Source organism: Kitasatospora sp. NPDC051170 (genome assembly GCF_044455705.1).
GTDB lineage: Bacteria > Actinomycetota > Actinomycetes > Streptomycetales > Streptomycetaceae > Kitasatospora.
In genome coordinates this window covers 123,965-141,774 of record NZ_JBITFA010000010.1, presented here as the reverse complement: position 1 = coordinate 141,774, position 17,810 = coordinate 123,965, and the positions used below count along the sequence as shown (strand labels likewise).

At 73.3% G+C, this 17,810-nt stretch carries 17 protein-coding genes; 3 read left to right on the top strand and 14 right to left on the bottom strand.

Annotated features, from left to right (window positions below; translation table 11 throughout):
- Window positions 1–197: 197 nt before the first annotated feature.
- The 5 genes from ACIBCA_RS21740 to ACIBCA_RS21720 are packed head-to-tail and all read right to left on the bottom strand — an operon-like array spanning window position 198 to window position 5,891.
- A complete protein-coding gene (locus ACIBCA_RS21740; RefSeq protein WP_396284587.1) occupies window positions 198–1,178 on the bottom strand; it encodes an ABC transporter ATP-binding protein in 981 nt (326 codons plus the stop codon).
- Entirely contained in the window at window positions 1,178–2,182 is a 1,005-nt protein-coding gene (locus ACIBCA_RS21735; RefSeq protein ID WP_396284586.1) for an ABC transporter ATP-binding protein, read from the bottom strand. Before ACIBCA_RS21735 ends, ACIBCA_RS21740 begins: the two co-directional genes overlap by 1 nt.
- A complete protein-coding gene (locus ACIBCA_RS21730) occupies window positions 2,182–3,168 on the bottom strand; it encodes an ABC transporter permease (protein ID WP_396284585.1) in 987 nt (328 codons plus the stop codon). The genes ACIBCA_RS21735 and ACIBCA_RS21730 overlap by 1 nt, the downstream gene beginning before the upstream one ends.
- Window positions 3,165–4,127 (bottom strand): ABC transporter permease, encoded by a 963-nt coding sequence (locus ACIBCA_RS21725; RefSeq protein WP_396284584.1) that lies wholly within the window; start codon window positions 4,125–4,127, stop codon window positions 3,165–3,167. Before ACIBCA_RS21725 ends, ACIBCA_RS21730 begins: the two co-directional genes overlap by 4 nt.
- A gap of 12 nt (window positions 4,128–4,139) precedes the next feature.
- Window positions 4,140–5,891: an ABC transporter substrate-binding protein gene (locus ACIBCA_RS21720; RefSeq protein WP_396284583.1), complete on the bottom strand. Its 1,752-nt coding sequence runs from the start codon at window positions 5,889–5,891 to the stop codon at window positions 4,140–4,142.
- Between the two features lie 165 nt (window positions 5,892–6,056).
- Here ACIBCA_RS21720 and ACIBCA_RS21715 point away from each other — a divergent pair, with 165 nt between their 5' ends.
- On the top strand, window positions 6,057–7,514 hold the full coding sequence (locus ACIBCA_RS21715) for an aminopeptidase P family protein (protein ID WP_396284582.1): 1,458 nt from the start codon (window positions 6,057–6,059) through the stop codon (window positions 7,512–7,514).
- A gap of 25 nt (window positions 7,515–7,539) precedes the next feature.
- Here the strand turns inward: ACIBCA_RS21715 and ACIBCA_RS21710 are convergent, their stop codons facing one another.
- The 3 genes from ACIBCA_RS21710 to ACIBCA_RS21700 all read right to left on the bottom strand — a co-directional run bounded on the left by ACIBCA_RS21710 (window position 7,540) and on the right by ACIBCA_RS21700 (window position 9,867).
- Window positions 7,540–7,869 carry a helix-turn-helix domain-containing protein gene (locus ACIBCA_RS21710; RefSeq protein WP_396284581.1) on the bottom strand — a complete coding sequence of 110 codons (330 nt, stop codon included), beginning with the start codon at window positions 7,867–7,869 and terminating at the stop codon, window positions 7,540–7,542.
- Between the two features lie 151 nt (window positions 7,870–8,020).
- Entirely contained in the window at window positions 8,021–8,659 is a 639-nt protein-coding gene (locus ACIBCA_RS21705) for a response regulator (protein WP_396284580.1), read from the bottom strand.
- Entirely contained in the window at window positions 8,656–9,867 is a 1,212-nt protein-coding gene (locus tag ACIBCA_RS21700) for a sensor histidine kinase (RefSeq protein ID WP_396284579.1), read from the bottom strand. Before ACIBCA_RS21700 ends, ACIBCA_RS21705 begins: the two co-directional genes overlap by 4 nt.
- A gap of 167 nt (window positions 9,868–10,034) precedes the next feature.
- On the opposite strand from ACIBCA_RS21700, the gene ACIBCA_RS21695 reads away from it, so the two are divergent.
- Together ACIBCA_RS21695 and ACIBCA_RS21690 are read left to right on the top strand one after the other, a co-directional pair.
- Window positions 10,035–11,111: an ABC transporter permease gene (locus ACIBCA_RS21695; protein ID WP_396284737.1), complete on the top strand. Its 1,077-nt coding sequence runs from the start codon at window positions 10,035–10,037 to the stop codon at window positions 11,109–11,111.
- 73 nt (window positions 11,112–11,184) lie between these two features.
- Window positions 11,185–11,868 carry an ABC transporter ATP-binding protein gene (locus ACIBCA_RS21690; RefSeq protein WP_396284578.1) on the top strand — a complete coding sequence of 228 codons (684 nt, stop codon included), beginning with the start codon at window positions 11,185–11,187 and terminating at the stop codon, window positions 11,866–11,868.
- Here ACIBCA_RS21690 and ACIBCA_RS21685 read toward each other — a convergent pair.
- The 6 genes from ACIBCA_RS21685 to ACIBCA_RS21660 all read right to left on the bottom strand — a co-directional run bounded on the left by ACIBCA_RS21685 (window position 11,865) and on the right by ACIBCA_RS21660 (window position 17,808).
- Window positions 11,865–12,413 carry a Uma2 family endonuclease gene (locus ACIBCA_RS21685; RefSeq protein WP_396284577.1) on the bottom strand — a complete coding sequence of 183 codons (549 nt, stop codon included), beginning with the start codon at window positions 12,411–12,413 and terminating at the stop codon, window positions 11,865–11,867. The two genes, ACIBCA_RS21690 and ACIBCA_RS21685, sit on opposite strands and share 4 nt — an antisense overlap.
- Before the next feature lie 75 nt (window positions 12,414–12,488).
- On the bottom strand, window positions 12,489–13,190 hold the full coding sequence (locus tag ACIBCA_RS21680; RefSeq protein WP_396284576.1) for a GntR family transcriptional regulator: 702 nt from the start codon (window positions 13,188–13,190) through the stop codon (window positions 12,489–12,491).
- Between the two features lie 178 nt (window positions 13,191–13,368).
- The gene (locus tag ACIBCA_RS21675) at window positions 13,369–14,307 is read right to left on the bottom strand and encodes an ornithine cyclodeaminase family protein (RefSeq protein WP_396284575.1); all 939 of its coding nucleotides are present in this window, start codon (window positions 14,305–14,307) and stop codon (window positions 13,369–13,371) included.
- On the bottom strand, window positions 14,304–15,332 hold the full coding sequence (locus ACIBCA_RS21670) for a proline racemase family protein (protein ID WP_396284574.1): 1,029 nt from the start codon (window positions 15,330–15,332) through the stop codon (window positions 14,304–14,306). The genes ACIBCA_RS21675 and ACIBCA_RS21670 overlap by 4 nt, the downstream gene beginning before the upstream one ends.
- Window positions 15,333–15,346: 14 nt before the next feature.
- Window positions 15,347–16,711, bottom strand: a complete 1,365-nt coding sequence (locus ACIBCA_RS21665) for an aldehyde dehydrogenase family protein (protein ID WP_396284573.1) — start codon at window positions 16,709–16,711, stop codon at window positions 15,347–15,349.
- A 92-nt stretch (window positions 16,712–16,803) separates the two neighbouring features.
- Window positions 16,804–17,808, bottom strand: a complete 1,005-nt coding sequence (locus ACIBCA_RS21660) for a proline racemase family protein (protein ID WP_396284572.1) — start codon at window positions 17,806–17,808, stop codon at window positions 16,804–16,806.
- Window positions 17,809–17,810: the final 2 nt, after the last annotated feature.

The window sequence follows — 17,810 nt, the reverse complement described above, 5'->3', positions numbered from 1 at the left end:
CGGGGCCCCCCCCCGGGGGCGGGGGCCCCCCGCGCCGGGGGGGGGCCCCCCGGCGGGGGGGGCCCCCGCGGGGGGCGGGGGGGCCGGGCCCCCCCCCCCCCCCCCCCCCCGCGCGGCGCGGCCCGGGGCCCCGGTCGTTGCTGGAACCCGGTCGGACGCGGCCCTCTGGAGGTTCCCCGCCCCGCCCGACCGGGCGTCTATTCGGCCACTCCCTCCGGGAAGTGGCACGCCGCCTGCCGCTCGCCCGTACCGACGATCCGCAGCAGCGGCCGCTCGGTGCGGCACAGCTCCTGCGCCTTCGGGCAGCGCGGGTGGAAGCTGCACCCCGACGGCGGGTTGGCCGGGCTCGGCGGGTCGCCGAGCAGCACGATCCGCTCCCGCGCCCGCTCCGCCGCCGGGTCCGGCAGCGGCACGGCGGACAGCAGCGCCCGGGTGTACGGGTGCGCGGGCTCGCCGTACACGTCGGCCTTGTCGCCGATCTCGACGATCCGCCCCAGGTACATCACCGCGACGCGGTCGCAGACCCGCTTGACCACCGACAGGTCGTGCGCGATGAACACGTACGCCAGGCCCAGCTCCTTCTGGAGGCGCTCCATCAGGTTGACCACCTGGGCCTGGATGGAGACGTCCAGCGCGGAGACCGGCTCGTCCGCGATCACCAGCTTCGGCGAGGTCGCCAGCGACCGGGCGATGCCGATGCGCTGCGCCTGGCCGCCGGAGAACTCGTGCGGGTAGCGGTCCACCTGCTCGGGGATCAGCCCGACCAGCTCCATCAGCTCGACGGCCCGCTTGCGCGCGTCGGCCGCGCTGGAGCCCTGCACCAGCAGCGGCTCGGAGATGATCCGGGCGACCGTCTGGCGGGGGTTGAGCGAGGAGTACGGGTCCTGGAACACCATCTGCAGGTGCCGCCGGTGCGGGCGCAGCCGGCCCTGCGGGAGGCCGCCGATCTCGGTGCCGTCGAAGGTGACGGTGCCCGAGGTCGGGTCCAGCAGGCGGACGATCATCCGCCCGGTGGTGGACTTGCCGCAGCCGGACTCGCCGACCAGGCCCAGGGTCTCCCCGGCCTCGAGGTCGAAGCTGACCCCGTCCACGGCCCGGATCGGCGCTCCGGCCCGGCCGGTGCGGCTGCGCCGGCCGGGGAAGGTCTTCACCAGGTCCTTCACGGAGAGCAAGGGCATCAGGACACCACTTCCGAAGTCGGCACCAACGGCAGGTGGCAGGCCGCCATGTGCCCGGGCCCGAGCGGGTCGAGCAGGGGCCGTTCGGCCAGGCAGCGGGCGTGGTCCTCGGCCTGCGCGGCGGTGGTGCGGGCGCAGCGCGGGGCGAAGGAGCAGCCGGGGGCGGGGGCGAGCAGCGAGGGCGGGGTGCCCGGGATGGCCCGCAGCGGGGCGTCGTCGCCGTCGTCGAGGCGGGGCAGCGAGTCGAGCAGCCCGCGGGTGTACGGGTGGGCGGGCTGTGCGAACAGCCGGTCCACGGGGGCCTGTTCGGCCGCGCGGCCGCCGTACATGACGAGCACCTCGTGGGCGACCCTGGCGACGACGCCGAGGTCGTGGGTGATCATCACGACGCCGAGGCCGCGCTCCTGCTGGATGCGGGCGATCAGGTCGAGGATCTGCGCCTGGACGGTGACGTCGAGGGCGGTGGTGGGCTCGTCGGCGATGAGCAGCTCGGGTTCGCAGGCCAGCGCCATGGCGATCATGACGCGCTGGCGCATGCCGCCGGAGAACTGGTGCGGGTACTCGTCGACGCGCCGGGCCGGTTCGGGGATGCCGACCTCGGCCAGCATCTCGATCGCCCTGGCCCGGCCGGCCTTGCGGCTCGCCCGGAAGTGCACCCGGTAGTGCTCGGCGATCTGCTCGCCGACGGTGTAGAAGGGGTGCAGGCTGGAGAGCGGGTCCTGGAAGATCATGGCGATCCGCCGGCCCCGCACCGTCCTCAGCTCCCCTTCGCCGAGCCCGTTGAGCTCCTGCCCGTTGAGCCGGATCGAGCCCTCGACCTTCGCGCCCTGGTGCAGGCCCATGACGGCGAGCGAGGTGACGGACTTGCCGCTGCCGGACTCGCCGACCAGGCCGAGGGTGCGGCCGGCCTCGACGGCGTAGGAGATGCCGTCCACCGCCTGGACGGTGCCGCGCGGCGTGGAGAAGGCGACCCTGAGGCCCTCGACCTCCAGCAGTGCGCTCATCAGTACCTCACTCTCGGGTCGACGAACGCGTAGAGCAGGTCGACCAGCAGGTTCGCCACGACGATGAAGAAGGCCGCGAGCAGGGTGACGCCGAGGATGACCGGCTGGTCCGAGCGGGCCAGCCCGTCGTAGAAGAGCCGGCCGACGCCGGGCAGGCCGAAGATCGACTCGGTGATGACGGCCCCGGCCAGCAGCCCGCCGAGGTCCATGCCGAAGATGGTGAGGATCGGCGTCATCGCGGAGCGCAGCCCGTGCTTGACGGTGACGGTGCGCAGCGGCAGGCCCTTGGCCCGCGCGGTGCGGATGTACGGCTCGGCCATCGCCTCGATCATCGAGTTGCGGCTCTGGCGCGCGTACATGGCCGCGTACAGCAGGGCCAGGGCGATCCAGGGCAGCAGCAGGTTGGTGGCCCAGTCGAGGGGGCCGTCTGTGAAGGCGTGGTACGACGGGTACGGCAGCAGCCCGGCCGTCCTGACGACGCCCCAGATCAGCATGATCGAGGTGAAGTAGACCGGCAGCGAGGCGGCGCCGACGGAGAGCACCATCAGGCTGCGGTCGGTGACGCCGCCCTTGCGCAGCGCCGAGGTGACGCCCGCGCCGAGGCCGAGGATCAGCCAGAGCACGGCCGAGCCGATGGCCAGCGAGATCGAGACCGGCAGGCGGTCGGTGAGCAGGTCCCAGACCGGCAGCGAGTACTCGTAGGAGTAGCCGAGGCAGGGGAAGCCGCAGCGCACGGCGCTGGGGCCGCTGCCGTAGTCGCGGCCGGCGAAGATGCCGGTCAGGTAGTCGCCGAACTGCTGCCAGACGGACTTGTCCAGGCCCATCGCGGCCTTGACGTCGGCGAGCCGTTCGGGGCTGCAGGTCTTTCCGCAGGCCGCGGCGGCCGGGTCGTTGGGCAGCAGGTAGAAGATGGTGAAGGTGATGGCGCAGATGGCGAGCAGGATGCCCGCCACGCCGAGCAGTCGGCGGCCGAGGTAGAGGATCACGACCGGCCTCCCCGGGGGTCGAGGATGTCGCGCAGCGCGTCCCCGAGGAGGGTGAAGGCGAGCACGGCGAGGAAGAGGAAGACCGTCGGGATGAGGAAGTACGTCGGATCGGTCTCGTAGTACTTGATGCTCTCGGCGATCATCTGCCCCCAGGAGGCCGTCGGCGGGCGCACGCCCACGCCGAGGTAGCTGAGGGCCGCCTCGGTGGCGATCATGCCGGGGATCAGCAGCGTGGTGTACGCGATGACCGGTCCGGAGACGTTGGGCAGGATCTCCCGGGTGAGGATGCGCCAGGAGCGGGCGCCGCCGACCTTGGCGGCCTCGACGTACTCGCGGTGCTTGAGGGAGAGGGTCTGGCCGCGGACGACGCGGGCGATGCCCGGCCAGGTGAACAGGCCGATGACCAGGGTGATCAGCAGGATCCGGTTGACGTCCTGGGCCACCGACATCATCGCGATCATGAAGATCAGCGAGGGGAAGGACATCGTGAGGTCCATCAGCCGGGACAGCACGGTGTCGGTGCGGCCGCCGAAGTAGCCGGCGGCGATGCCGGCCAGGGTGCCGGTGACCACGACCACCGCGGTGGCGGTGAAGGCGATCAGCAGCGAGACCTGGCCGCCGTGCAGCACCCGGGCGAACAGGTCGCGTCCGCTGCTCGGCTCGACGCCCAGCCAGTGCCGGGCGCTGATGCCGCCGAAGTCGCCCCGGGGCGTGCCGCCCAGGTACGAGTCGACGGCGCGCTTGTCGAACTCCTCGGGGGTCCAGCCGCCGAGCTCGCTCAGCGGGCCGGCCAGGACGGCCGTCAGGACGAGCACGGCGACGGTGATCAGGCCGAACCGGGCCGAGCCCTTGGCCCACAGCTGGTCCCAGACCAGCCGCCAGGGCCCGCGCCCTGCGGCCTTCGCGGGGCCCGCCGGCGCGGCCGCGGCCGCGTCGACGGGCTCAGTGGTGGTACTCATCTGTGCCGGTCCTCAGCCCTTGCCCTTGGAGGGGTCCTTGAGGCCGACGGTGGCGAGGTCGAGCATCCCGGCGAAGCCGGAGTTCCCGAACGCGCCGGCCACGTTGGTGCCGACCATCAGCGGGCGCCGCTGCCACATCAGCGGGACGGCGGGGGCCTTCTTCATCAGGTCCTCGTCCAGCTGCTTCCACGCCTTGTTGGCCTCGTTCACGTCCGTCATGGCCGCGATCTGGTCCATCCGGTCCATCGTGGCCTGGTCGCGGAACTGGCTGTAGTTGCCCTGGTTGCCCTTCTCCTTGATGGTCCGTCCGTCGAACAGGAACGGGAGGAAGGTCGCGGCGGAGGGGTAGTCCGGGCACCAGCCGTTGATGGTCAGCTCGGGGGCGTTCTTGGTGTCGCCGAGGGTGTCGGTGAAGGCGGACGGGTCCACGGTGTTGACGGTGACCTGCACGCCGACCTTGCTCAGCGACTGCTGGATCGCCTCGGCCCGGGTCTTGTCGCCGAGCGAGACGGTGAGCGAGACCTTGAGGTCGGTCTTGCCGGCGTCCTTGAGCAGCTGCTTGGCCTTCTCCGGGTCGCCGGCGGCCGGGATCTTCAGGGGGTCGGACTTCTCCCCGCCGGTCAGGTTCGGCGGCAGGAAGCTGGTCGCCACGTCGGTCACGGCCGGGCCGCCGAAGGCCGTCACCTGGGCCTCGCGGTCGACGGCCCACATCATCGCCTCGCGCACCTTCGGGTCGTCGAAGGGCGCCTTGGCGGTGTTCATGTACAGCATGTCCGTACAGCCGGTGCGCTCGGCCGACATGCGCGAGCGCACGTCCGCCTTGGGGAGCACCTTGGCGATGGACTCGTGCTGCATCCAGGGCATGTTGATGGCGTTGGCGTCGCCGCCGTCGCTCGCGATGATCCGGTCGTCGGCCTGGCCGCCCTTGATGCCCTGGGTGACGACGATCTTGTCCGGGTACGCCTTGCGGACGGTGTCGGTGCCCTGGTCCCAGTTGGTGTTGCGGACCAGCACCAGCTGCTTGCCGCGGTCGTAGCTCTCGATCTTGTACGGGCCGGAGGAGAACGGGCGGGAGTCGTACTGGGTGCCCTTCTCCTGGGACTGCGGCACCGGGGCGAAGGTCGGCAGGGTGACGGTCTGGGAGAACTCGGCGACCGGGCGCTTCAGGTGGAAGACGATCGTCTTGTCGTCCGGGGTCTCGATGCTCGCCAGGTGCTGGCCGGTGAGCGGGCCCTTGTAGGACTCGCCGCCGGCCAGGTACTGGACGGCGTAGTCGGGGCCGCCGGTGAGGTCGGGGGAGAACGAGCGCTCGACGTTGTACTTGATGTCGGCGGACTTGATCGGGCTGCCGTCCTCGAACTTGAGGCCGTCCTTCAGGGTGAAGGTCCACACCTTGCCGCCGTCCGCGGACTTGCCCAGGTCGGTGGCGAGGTCGGGGACGATCTCGCTCCCGGCGGCGCCCGGCTCGGACTTGAAGGTGGTCAGGGTGCGGTAGAGCAACCGGGTGCCGAAGTCCATGTGCGGAACGGTCCAGTTGCGCGCCGGGTCGAGGTGGGCGAAGTCCTGGTTGGTCAGGACGTTGAGGGTGCCGCCCTTGGCGGGCGTGCCGCCGATGATCGTGCCGCTCTCCGCGCCCGGGCCCTTGGTGCTGGAGGGCGCCGCGTCGCCGCCGGTGTCGCTCTTGTCGTTCTTGCAGGCCCCGAGACCGAGGGTGAGGGTCGCCGCGAGGGCCGCCGCGAGGGCGGCGTGGGTGCGCCTGGTCATGTTGCAACTCCGCTGTGGATGGCCGGATCTGGCCGCTGCGCTGTGTGACCCGTAACATAGTAATGTGAAATTGCACTGCACAAGAGGTGACAGCCGCCGTTACCGAGCTGTGTCCGTGCCTGTGTCCGCGCGACACATCTCCCAAGCCCCGCCCAGGAGTTCATCGTGACCCTCGCCCCGGCCGGCCTGAACACCGGCAGCCACGACCTTCCCGTCTCCCCCGCCCTCGACGCTTTCATGGCCACCCAGTGGGCCCCCAGCCCCCTCCCCGCCCACCTCCGCGTCCCCGGCCACGACCGGTTCCCCGGCCGCCGCGCCCGGCTCTCCGCCGCCTTCCCCGGCGAACGGCTCGTCATCCCCGCCGGGCGCCTCAAGGTCCGCAGCAACGACCTGGACTACCGCTTCCGCCCCCACAGCGCCTACGTCTGGCTCACCGGCCTCACCGGGGAGGACCAGGCCGACCACGTCCTCGTCCTCGAACCCGCCGGCCCCGAGGGCCACGAACCCGTCCTCCACCTCCACCCCCGCTCCCCGCGCTCCGGCGGCGGCGGCGAGTTCTACCGCGACCGCCGCTACGGGGAGTTCTGGGTCGGCCGCCGCCCCGACCTCGCCGAGGCCGCCCGGCTCACCGGCGTACGCGCCGAACACCTCGGCCACCTGGAGAAGCTGCTCACCGCCCCCCAGCCGCCCACCCGCGTCCTGGCCGGGGTCGACCCGTACGTGGACGCCGCCACCGGACGAGCCGCCGCCTCCGTACAGGACCGCGAACTCGCCGCCGTCCTCGCCGAGCTGCGCCTCGTCAAGGACACCTGGGAGATCGGCCAGCTCCAGCTCGCCGTCGACCACACCGTCACCGGCTTCGAGGACGTCGTCCGCGCCCTGCCCACCGCCCTGCGCCACCCCCGCGGCGAACGCTGGATCGAGGGCGTCTTCGACCTGCGCGCCCGCGCCGAGGGCAACGGCACCAGCTACACCACCATCGCCGCCTCCGGCGCCCACGCCTGCGTCCTGCACTGGATACGCAACGACGGCGCCCTCGACCCCGACTCACTGCTCCTGCTCGACGCGGGCGTCGAGACCGACACCCTCTACGCCGCCGACATCACCCGCACCCTCCCCCTCAGCGGCACCTTCACCCCCGTCCAGCGCCAGGCCTACGACCTCGTCCTCGCCGCCCAGAGCGCCGGCATCGCCGCCCTGCGCCCCGGCGCCCGCTACCGCGACTTCCACGCCGCCGCCATGCGCGTCATCGCCGAGGGCCTCGCCGACTGGGGCGTCCTGCGCATCCCCGCCGAACAGTCCCTCGCCGAGGACAGCGGCCTCCACCGCCGCTACACCCTCTGCGGCAGCGGCCACATGCTCGGCCTCGACTACCACGACTGCGCCCAGTCCCGCGCCGACCACTACCTCGACGGCACCCTCGAGGAAGGCATGGTCCTCACCGTCGAACCCGGCCTCTACCTCCAGCCCGACGACGAAACCCTCCCCCTCGAACTCCGCGGCCTCGGCATCCGCATCGAGGACGACCTCGTCATCACCTCCGACGGCGCCCACCTCATGTCCGGCGCCCTCCCCCGCGAGGCCTCCGCCATCGAATCCTGGATGTCCACCCTCCTCAGCTGACGAGAGGCGGCCACGAGCCGGACGGTCAAGCCACCTTGACCGTCCGCTCCCCGTGCCGCACCAGCACCTCGACCTCGCCCCCGATCGCCGCCGAATACGCCCGCAGGTTGTCCAGGCTGTCGATCTGCCCGTGCTCGATCTGCGACACCCGCTCCTGGCTGACGCCCATCAGCGCGGCCACCTCCTTCTGGGTGAGCCCCGCCTTCCGCCGGAGCTCTGCCAGCTCGTACCCCCGGATCCGGGCCAACGTCTCCTGGCGAATCCGCGCCCGGTTCGCCTTCGCCTCCGGCGAGGCCAACCAGGGATTGATCCGCAGGGCCTCAGCCTTCACCTCGGTCCAGCTACGCCCCTTCATACACGAACCCCCTTGCCCTTCTCGATGATCTGCCACATGGCAGTACACCTAGTCGCCCGTTGGTGCCACCGCTGGCTTTCCCGCCCAATCCACCCCTCAGGGGGACAACACTCCTCACCCGGCGCGCGCCCGGCGCACTACCCCCGCGCGCTCAGCGGATCAGGCCGCGGATGCGGGCCTGGCGGACGGCGGACGTGCGGGAGTCCACGGCCAGCTTGGTGTAGATGTGCACCAGGTGGGACTTCACGGTCGCCTGGCTGAGGTGCAGCCGCTGGCTGACCTGCTGGTTGGTGAGCCCGTCCGCGACCAGGCGCAGGACCTCCGTCTCGCGGGCGCTGAGCGCCGCCGCCGGGGTGCGCATCCGCTCCAGCAGCCGGTCGGCGACGCTGGGCGCGAGCGCCGAGCGGCCCGCGGCGGCCGAGCGGACGGCCTGGGCGAGTTCCTCCGGCGGGGCGTCCTTGAGCAGGTAACCGGTGGCGCCCGCCTCCAGGGCGGGCAGGGTGTCGGCGTCGCTGTCGTAGGTGGTGACGATGAGCACCCGGGGCGCGCCCGGCTCGGCGGTGATGCGGGCGGTGGCCTGCGCGCCGTTGAGGGCCGAGCCGGGCCCGAACTGCAGGTCCATGAGCACCACGTCCACCCCGCCCGCGGCGGCCAGTTCGACGGCCAGTTCGACGGCCCGCTCCGCGGTGGCCGCCTCCGCGACGATGGCGAAGTCCGGCTCGCCCTCCAGGACGGCCCGCAGCCCGGCCCGCACCACCGGGTGGTCGTCGGCGATCAGCAGCCGGATCACGCGCCCGCCTCTCCGGCCGGCGTCACGGGCAGCTGCACGGCGAGCGCCGTCCCCTCCCCGGGCGCCGACTCCACGGTGAACCGCCCCCCGAGCGCCCGCGCCCGGGCCCGCATCGAGGGCAGCCCGAACCCGCCGTCGCCCCCGCCCGTACGGCCCGCGACCGCCGCCGGATCGAACCCGGCCCCGTCGTCGAACACGTCCAGCGCCACCTCGCCCTCCATGTAGCTGAGCGTCACCTCGGCGTGCGAGGCCCCCGCGTGCCGGACGGTGTTGCCGAGCGCCGACTGCGCGATCCGCAGCAGCGCGACCTCCTGCGGCACCGGCAGCCGTACGGGCTCCCCGGAGACGTGCAGCTGGACGGCGAGCCCGCTGTGCGCCGTCGTGGTGGCGCACAGCCGCTCCAGCGCGACGGGCAGCGGGTCCCCGTCCAGCGCGGGCGGGGTGAGCGCCCGGACGAAGCGCCGGGCCTCGTCCAGGTTGTCCTGCGCGGCCTGCCGCGCCTGCTCGACGTACCCGGAGGCCGCCTCGGTGCGCTCGGGCAGCGCCCGCTGGGCGGCGCGCAGCAGCAGCTGGATGGAGCTGAGGCTCTGCGCGAGGGTGTCGTGGATCTCCCGGGCGAGCCGCTCGCGCTCGGCGAGGACGCCGGCGGTGTGGTGGGCGGCGGCGAGGTCGGCGCGGGCGGCGGTGAGCTCGTCGATGAGCCGGCGCCGCTCCTCGCTCTCCCGGTACAGCGCCTGGTAGCCGAGGACGGTCGCGGTGGCGACGGCGGCCCCGAGCGCGGGCCCGATGGAGGCGGCGAAGCCGAACGTGTGCAGGTGCCAGGACCAGGCCGCGATCGCCGCGAGCGCGGTCAGGGCGACGGCCACGAGCCCACCGCGGCGGTCGAGCAGGTGCAGTTCCAGGAAGTACAGCGGGAACGCCAGCCACACCCCGTCCTGGGTGGCGATCAGCACGCCCGCCCAGGTGACCCCGAGCAGCGCCAGCCACAGCGCGGCGGCCCGGCGCGACCGGCGTACGGAGGCGAGCCGGGGCCCCACCGCGTAGCAGACGGCCATCGCCGAGGCGGCGGCCCCGACGGCCACCGGATCGCCGTCCCGGCCGACCGCGGCCCGGACGACGACGAGCGCGAGCAGGCCCGCCACGAGCAGGTGCAGGCAGACCTGGAGGATGCGGGCGACGGGGGTGATGCGGGGTCGTTCGGTCGCCATCCCTCCAGCCTAGGGTCCGCACCCCGGCCCGGCATCAATCAAAAGGTTGAACTCCGGCTCTGCCCTTCGATGCCGAGGATGCAATCCCGGGTGCGATGCCCGCCGGGGCCCGCCTCCAGCAGGGTGGAACCGTCGGAGATCCAGCTGTGCAGAGAAAGGCCCACACCGTGTTCGTCGCCTGGAGGGACCTGAGGTTCGCCAAGGGCCGGTTCGCCCTGATGGGCACCGTCATCGTCCTGATCACCGTCCTGGTCGGCCTGCTGTCCGGGCTGACGGCCGGGCTCGGCCGCCAGAACATCTCGGCGATCACCGGCCTGCCCGCCGACCACCTGGTCTTCGGCCGCCCCGCCGACGGCCAGAAGCTCTCCTTCACCGACTCCCAGGTCACCCCCGGGCAGTGGCAGGACTGGTCCCGCGAGCCGGGCGTCACCTCCGCGCAGCCGCTCGGCATCACCACCACCAAGGCCGCCGCCGGGCAGCGCACCGCCGCCCTCTCCGCCTTCGGCGTCCCGGACGGCTCCGGCCTCGCCCCGCAGGGCTCCCGGATCGGCCCCGGCCGGGCAGTGCTCTCGAAGACCGCCGCCGAGAACCTCGGCCACCTCGCCCCCGGCGCCGAGTTCACCCTCGCCGGCCACCGCCTCACCGTGGCCGCCGTCGACGGCGACGCCGCGTACAGCCACACCCCGGTCGTCTGGACCAGCCTCGGCGACTGGCAGCGCCTCGCCCCCGGCGGCGAGGGCCACGCCACCGTCATAGCCCTCACCACCGGCGAGGGCGCCGACCTCGCCGGCGCCGACGCCCGGCACTCCACCCTCACCCACAGCCGCGAGGACTCGCTCGCCGCGATCGGCTCCTACACCTCCGAGAACGGCTCGCTGCAGCTGATGCGCGGCTTCCTGTTCGCCATCTCGGCCCTGGTCATCGGCGCGTTCTTCACCGTCTGGACGATCCAACGCAGCGGCGACGTCGCGGTGTTGAAGGCCCTCGGCGCCTCCACCCGCTACCTGTTGCGCGACGCCCTCGGCCAGGCCGTCCTGCTGCTGGTCCTCGGCACCCTGCTGGGCACGGCCATCGCCTCCGGCTTCGGCGCGCTGATCGGCTCCGCCGTCCCCTTCGTCCTGGACGCCCCGACCGTCCTGTTCCCGGCCCTCGTCATGATCGCCCTCGGCGCGGTCGGCGCGGGCCTGTCCATCCGCCGGATCACCTCCGTCGACCCGCTGACCGCCCTGGGGAGCGCACGTTGAACGAGCGAAGCGAAGTGACCATCGAAAGGTGCGCGTGGGCGAATGCCCCCGCCGAGCGAAGCGAGGCGGGCGCATGAGCCTCGAACTCGACCGCATCACCCTCACCTACCCCGACGGCGACGGCCGGCTCACCGCCCTCGACGAGGTCTCCCTCACCGTCCCCAAGGGCAGCCTCACCGCCGTGATCGGCCCCTCCGGCTCCGGCAAGTCCAGCCTCCTGGCCGTCGCCGCCACCCTGATCACCCCGGACTCCGGCCGCGTCGTCGTGGACGGCACCGACACCACGGGCCTCGGCCGCGCCGAACTCACCGCCCTGCGCCGCACCCGCATCGGCATCGTCTTCCAGCAGCCCAACCTGCTGCCCTCGCTCACCGCCGTCGAACAGCTCCAGGTCATGGCCCACCTCGACGGCCGCTCCCCCCGCGAAGCCCTCCCCCGCGCCCTCGACCTCCTCACCGCCGTCGGCCTCCGCGACCAGGCCGCCCGCCGCCCCCACCAGCTCTCCGGCGGCCAGCGCCAACGCGTCAACATCGCCCGCGCCCTGATGAACGACCCCACCGTCCTGCTCGTCGACGAACCCACCAGCGCCCTCGACCACGACCGCGGCGCCGCCGTCCTCGACCTCCTGACCGACCTCACCCACCGCCGCGCCACCGCCACGATCCTGGTCACCCACGACCGCACCCACCTCACGGCCATCGACCAGATCGCCGAAGTGACGGACGGCCACCTGACGCTCCCGGCGGTGGCCCGCTAACGGAACAACTCCTCCACCGACAGCACCACTCCCGTCCCGGGCAACGCAACGGCCTGCCCGGGACGGCGCACGACCCGCTCCCGGTACATCCCACCCTCAGGCCGGGTCATCACCACCACCCGCCGCTCCTCGCGGTCGACGACCACGTACGCCGGCACCCCGGCCGAGGCGTACGCGGCGGGCTTCCTGGTGAGGTCACTGCTCAGGGCGGCCGTGGTCACCTCCAGCACGAGCCGGAAGATCTTCGGGTCATAGCAGTTGTACGTCACCATGTGGTCGTCGCTCGCCGCATCGACGATCGAGACGTCCGGCATCGCAAAGTCGGCGGGCCCGGTCGGCAGCCAGATGCCGATTTGCCGGAAGACCTCTACTCCTTCATCATCCAGACCGGCTTTCCAGCAGGCTCGCATCACATCGGTCAGGATGCGCGCGTGTCGTCCGTCCGGTAGGGGTTCGACCGATACCTCACCGCCGAGCACCTCCACACGATGGTTCGGGAAGCGTTCGAAGAGGGCTTCGGCCATGTCGAGCACGTGGTTCTTCACGCGCGGATTCTCACGCGATCCGCAGACCGAAACCCCTACATGCCCGGGCAAGCCGCCCGAACGGGTGGTTTGGCCCTACCGGGCGCGGAGGCGGAGGGCGGGCTTCTCGGGTTCGCCCTCGCCGGCCCAGAGGGAGCGGACGTGGCTGAGGTGGCGGGTCATGCAGGCTTCGGCCGCCGCCGCGTCGCCGGCGATCATCAGGTCCAGCAGCTCCAGGTGCTCCTCAGCCGAGGAGACCAGCTGGCCGAGCTCGTCGAGGCGGGTGAGGCCGTAGAGGCGGGAGCGCTTGCGCAGGTCGCCGACGACCTCGACCAGGCGGGCGTTGCCGGCCAGGCCCAGGAGGTCGAGGTGGAACTGGCGGTCCGCCTCCAGGTAGCCGATGAGGTCGTGCTTGCGGGCGGCGGCGACGATCGCCTCGGCCTGCGGGCGCAGGCGCTCCAGCTGCTCGCGCGTCGCCGTGCGGGTGACTCGGCCGACGGTCGGGACCTCGATGAGGGCGCGGATCTCGGTGTAGTCGTCGAGGTCGCGCTCGGTGAGTTCGGTGACGCGGAAGCCCTTGTTGCGGACGGCCTCGACGAGGCCCTCGCGGGCCAGGTCGAGCATGGCCTCGCGCACCGGGGTGGCGGATACGCCGAAGTCGGCGGCGAGGGCGGGCGCGGAGTAGACGACGCCGGGGCGCAGTTCGCCGGAGATGAGGGCCGCGCGGAGTGCGTGGGCGACCTGGTCGCGGAGCCGCTCCTGGACGGAGATCAGGGTGCGGGGTTTGAGGTCGGCCATGGTGTTCCTCCGGGTGGGTGCAGAACACCAGTGTACAATGTCACGTTACGTTGCGTGTGCAATCGTCCACGCCCCGAACCCCTGCGCGAGACATCGTCCCAGCGCAGGGGCGGCCTGACAACGGCCGGCCGCACACGACCTGCAACCCCCCGGCGGGGAAACACAGTTGGGCCCGACCTCAGGCCAGCGAGCGCTGGTACACCTCCGCCGCCACCGCCAGGTCCTCCCAGGCCATGCCGACGCTCTTGAAGAAGCGCGGGCGCCCTCCGAGCAGCAGGGCGTCGCCGCGCACCAGCTCGCCCAGGTTCCACACCTGCCGGCCCGCGACGCCCGCCATGATCAGGTCCCCGGCCTCCCGGGCGGCCACCGCCCGTGCCTCCACGTACAGTTCGGACCGCCGCACCAGGGTCTCGTCCACCTCCCGCGCGTCCACCTCGTGCGAGCCGACCGCCGCGACCGCCGCGTGGTCGGGCACCGCGGCGCCGTCGAACAGCGGGGTGCGCGCGGTGGTGCAGCACACGACGACGTCGGCGGCGGAGACGGCCTCCGCCGTGCCCACCGAGGCGGCGAGCCCGAGCTTCCGCCCGTACGCCGCCAGCACCTCCGCCCGTTCGGCGTTGCGCGCCACCACGGTGAGCCGGGTGAGCGGCCGCAGGGCGAGCAGCGCGTCCAGGTGCCCGTACGCCTGCGGTCCGGCGCCGAACAGCACCAGGTGCGCGGCCTGCGGCTCGGCGAGCCGGGACAGCGCGGCGGCGGTGACGGCCGGGGTGCGCAGCGCGGTGAGCGCCGCGCCGTCGAACAGGGCGAGGGGCTGCAGCGTGGGCCCGTCGAGCAGCAGGTAGCTGCCGGTGATCCGGGGCAGCCCGAGCTCCGGGTTCGCGGGCGCCACGCCGGCGACCTTCACCCCGGCGTACGGCCCGGCGGCCGCGGGCATCAGCAGCAGTTCCCCCGCGGGCACCGGTACGGCCGACCGGGCGGGTGCCTGCTCGGGGTCGAACCCCTCCCGCAGCACCCGCTCGATCGCCCGCACCGCATCGGCGGGCCCGACCCCGCCGACTCCCGGTACGGCGTACTGGAGCGGCACAACCGCCGTACCGGGCCGTATGGTCGAGCTCACAGGAGGAACCCCGCTCCCAGCTCGTCGCCGTCCTCCAGCAGGAAGACGTGCTCGCCGGTGAGGTGCGCCGTGCCGGTGACCTCGGTGACGACGCCCTCGCCCAGGGGGTCGCCCCCGGCGAGGACGCGCCCGCCGAAGACCGTCCCGATGATCGACTCGTGGCGCAGTTCCTCCCCCGGGGCGAGCCGCCCTTCGGCGGCGAGGATCGCGAGCCGGGCGGAGGTGCCGGAGCCGCAGGGCGAGCGGTCGATCTGCCCGTCCGCGAAGACGGTGACGTTGCGCTGGCTCAACACCCCGTCGTCGGAGGGGAGTTCGTCGTACAGGATCACCCCGTACACCCCCGAAAGCCGAGGGTCGATCGGGTGCGAGACCGCCGCCGACCCGGCGAGCAGGTCCCTGATCTCCCGCCCGGCGGCGGTGAGTTCGGGCAGCTGCCCGGTCTCGACCGCCAGCCCGAGCGAGGCGGCCGGCACCGAGGCGTAGCAGGCGCCGGAGTGCGCGACCGCCACCTCGACCGGCCCCCGGGAGGTCTCCAGCCGCAGCTTCAGCTCGGCCACGCGCGTGGGCACGTTGCGGAAGGTCACCCCCGTGGTGCGGCCTTCCGCCCGGTGCACCAGCGCGGTGACCCGCCCCGAGGGCACGTCGATGCGCACCCGCGCCACCCCGTTCTCGGGGGCGGCGACGAGCCCGGAGTCGACGGCCCAGGCGCCGAGCGCGATGGTGCCGTGCCCGCAGGCCGTCGAGTAGCCGTCCTTGTGCCAGAACAGCACGCCGAGGTGCGCCTCCGCGTCGTCCGCCGGGACGACGAACCCGCCGTACATCCCGGCGTGCCCGCGCGGCTCGCGGCTGAGCAGCTGCCGCACCTCGTCCAGGGCGGAGGCCCGAGGGGCCGTCGCCGTGCCGCCCGCCCCGATCGCGATGGCCCGGCGCTCGGCGACGGTGTCGCCGGGCACGGGCGGCAGCCCGTCGAGGACGATCCGGAACGGCTCCCCGGCGGTGTGGTAGTCGACAGCCTCTACCCGCATCACAGACCGCGGCATCACAGACTCCCGCCCGGCAGCACGCTGACCGTCCGGCCGACGGTGTAGAAGTCCAGTGCCGCCCGGCCCTGTTCGCGCTCGCCGTGGCTCGCGCCCTTGGTGCCGCCGAAGGGCAGGTGGAAGTCGACGCCGCTGGAGGGGGCGTTGACCCGGATCATGCCCGCGTCCAGCCGGTCGGCGGCGGCGAGCGCCACGTCCAGGCTGCGGGTGTGCACCGAGGTCGCGAGGCTGTGCGGGGTGTCGTTGGCGAGTTCGATGGCCTCGTCCAGGTCGGCCACCTCGTGCAGCACGGCGACCGGGCCGAAGAACTCCTCACGCACCAGCGGGTGTTCGGCCGGCACGTCCGCCAGCAGCGTCGGTTCGACGTACCAGCCGGCCCGCTCGGGCACGCCGCCGCCGACGAGCACGGTGGCCCCGGCCTCGACGGCCGAGCCCACGGCGCCGACCAGCCGCTCCCGCGCGGCGGACCCGATGACCGGCCCGCACACCGCCTCGTCCACGGCCGCCAGCGCCTTGACCAGCGCCTCGCGCAGCGGCCCGTACGCGGCGCCGACGGCGATCACCCGGCTGGTGGCGGTGCACTTCTGCCCGGCGTACCCGGCGACGGCGGCCGCGATGTGCTCGGCGGCCAGCGCGATGTCGGCGTCGGGCAGCACCAACGCGGCGTTCAGCCCGCCGAGTTCGGCCTGTACGGGCACCCCGCGCTCGGTGGCGGCGCGCACCACGGCCCGCCCGACCCCGGTGGAGCCGGTGAACGAGACCACGTCCGCCGTGTCGACCAGCGCCGAGCCCTCCTCCGCCCCGCCCGGCACCACCGTGAACACGTCCTCGGGGAACCCGGCCGCGGCGGCCAGCTCCGCCAGCCGCAGCGCGCAGGCGGTCGCCTCCGGCGCCGGCTTGAGCACCACCGTGTTCCCGGTCGCCAGCGCGGGCGCCGCCTTCCAGCTGGGGATCGCCAGCGGGAAGTTCCACGGCGCGATCAGCCCGGCGACCCCGTGCGGGCGCCGCCGGGTGAGCAGCAGCCCCGGCCCCCCGGCGGTCTCGTGCACCTCCCCGGCGGCCGCGTACGGCGCCTGCGCGTAGTAGCGCCAGATCGCCGAGGTCCGGGCGACCTCGCCGCGCGCCTCGGCGAGCGGCTTGCCGACCTCGCGCACGATCAGCGCGGCCAGTTCCCCGGCGTGGGCGTCGATCGCGTCGGCGATCCGCCCCAGCGCCGCCGAGCGGGCGCCCGCGCCGGCCGCGACCCAGCCGCGCTGCGCGGCCCTGGCCCGCAGGACGGCGGAGCGCACGGCCTCACCGCCCGGTTCCTCGACGGCGAGGAGGACGTCGGCCGGGTCGGCGGGGTTGGAGGAGGTGATGGTCATGACTACCAGCCCTTCGGCGGGGTTTCGGAGCAGGGGGGTTCAGGGCGGGGAGGCTCGGAGCGGGCTTCGGAGCGGGCTTCGGAGCGCGGGCGTCAGAGCAGGAAGCCCGCCGGGAACGGGTCCGTCGGGTCGAGCAGGTACTGCGCCGTCCCCGTGACCCAGGCCCGCCCGGTGACGGTGGGCACGACGGCGGGCCGCCCGGCCACCGTGGTCTCCTCGACGAGCCGCCCGGTGAAGGTCGTCCCGATGAAGGAGTCGTTGCGGAAGTCCCGCCCGAGCGGCAGTTCGCCGCGCGCGTGCAGCTGCGCCATCCGCGCCGAGGTGCCGGTGCCGCAGGGCGAGCGGTCGAACCAGCCGGGGTGGATGGCCATCGCGTGCCGGGAGTGCTCGGCGGTGGAGCCGGGCGCGGCGAGGTACACGTGGTGGCAGCTGTGGAAGGACGGGTCCTCGGGGTGGACGGGCTTGTCCGGGCCTTCGTTGATGGCGTCCATCAGGGCGAGGCCCGCGGCCAGGATCTCCTGCTTGCGCTCGCGCTCGAAGGGCAGCCCGAACTCGGCGAGCGGCAGGATCGCGTAGAAGTTGCCGCCGTACGCGAGGTCGTACGTCACCGTGCCGTACCCGGGGACCTCGATCTTGCGGTCCAGGCCGACGGAGTAGGAGGCCACGTTGCGGATGGTGACGGCCTTGGCCGCGCCGTCCTCGACGCGCACCTCGGCGACGACCAGCCCGGCGGGCGTGTCGAGGCGCACGGTGGTGACGGGTTCGACCACCGGCACCATCCCGGTCTCGACCAGCACGGTGGCCACCCCGATGGTCCCGTGCCCGCACATCGGCAGCAGCCCGGAGACCTCGATGAACAGCACCCCGTAGTCGGCGTCCGGCCGGGTGGGCGGCTGCAGGATCGCCCCGCTCATCGAGGCGTGGCCGCGGGGCTCGTACATCAGCAGCGTGCGGTAGTGGTCCAGGTTCTCCTGGAAGTGCACCCGACGCTCGGCCATGGTCGCACCGGGGATGACACCGAACCCGCCGGTGATGACCCGGGTCGGCATGCCCTCGGTGTGCGAGTCGACGGCGTGGAACACATGACGGCTGCGCATGA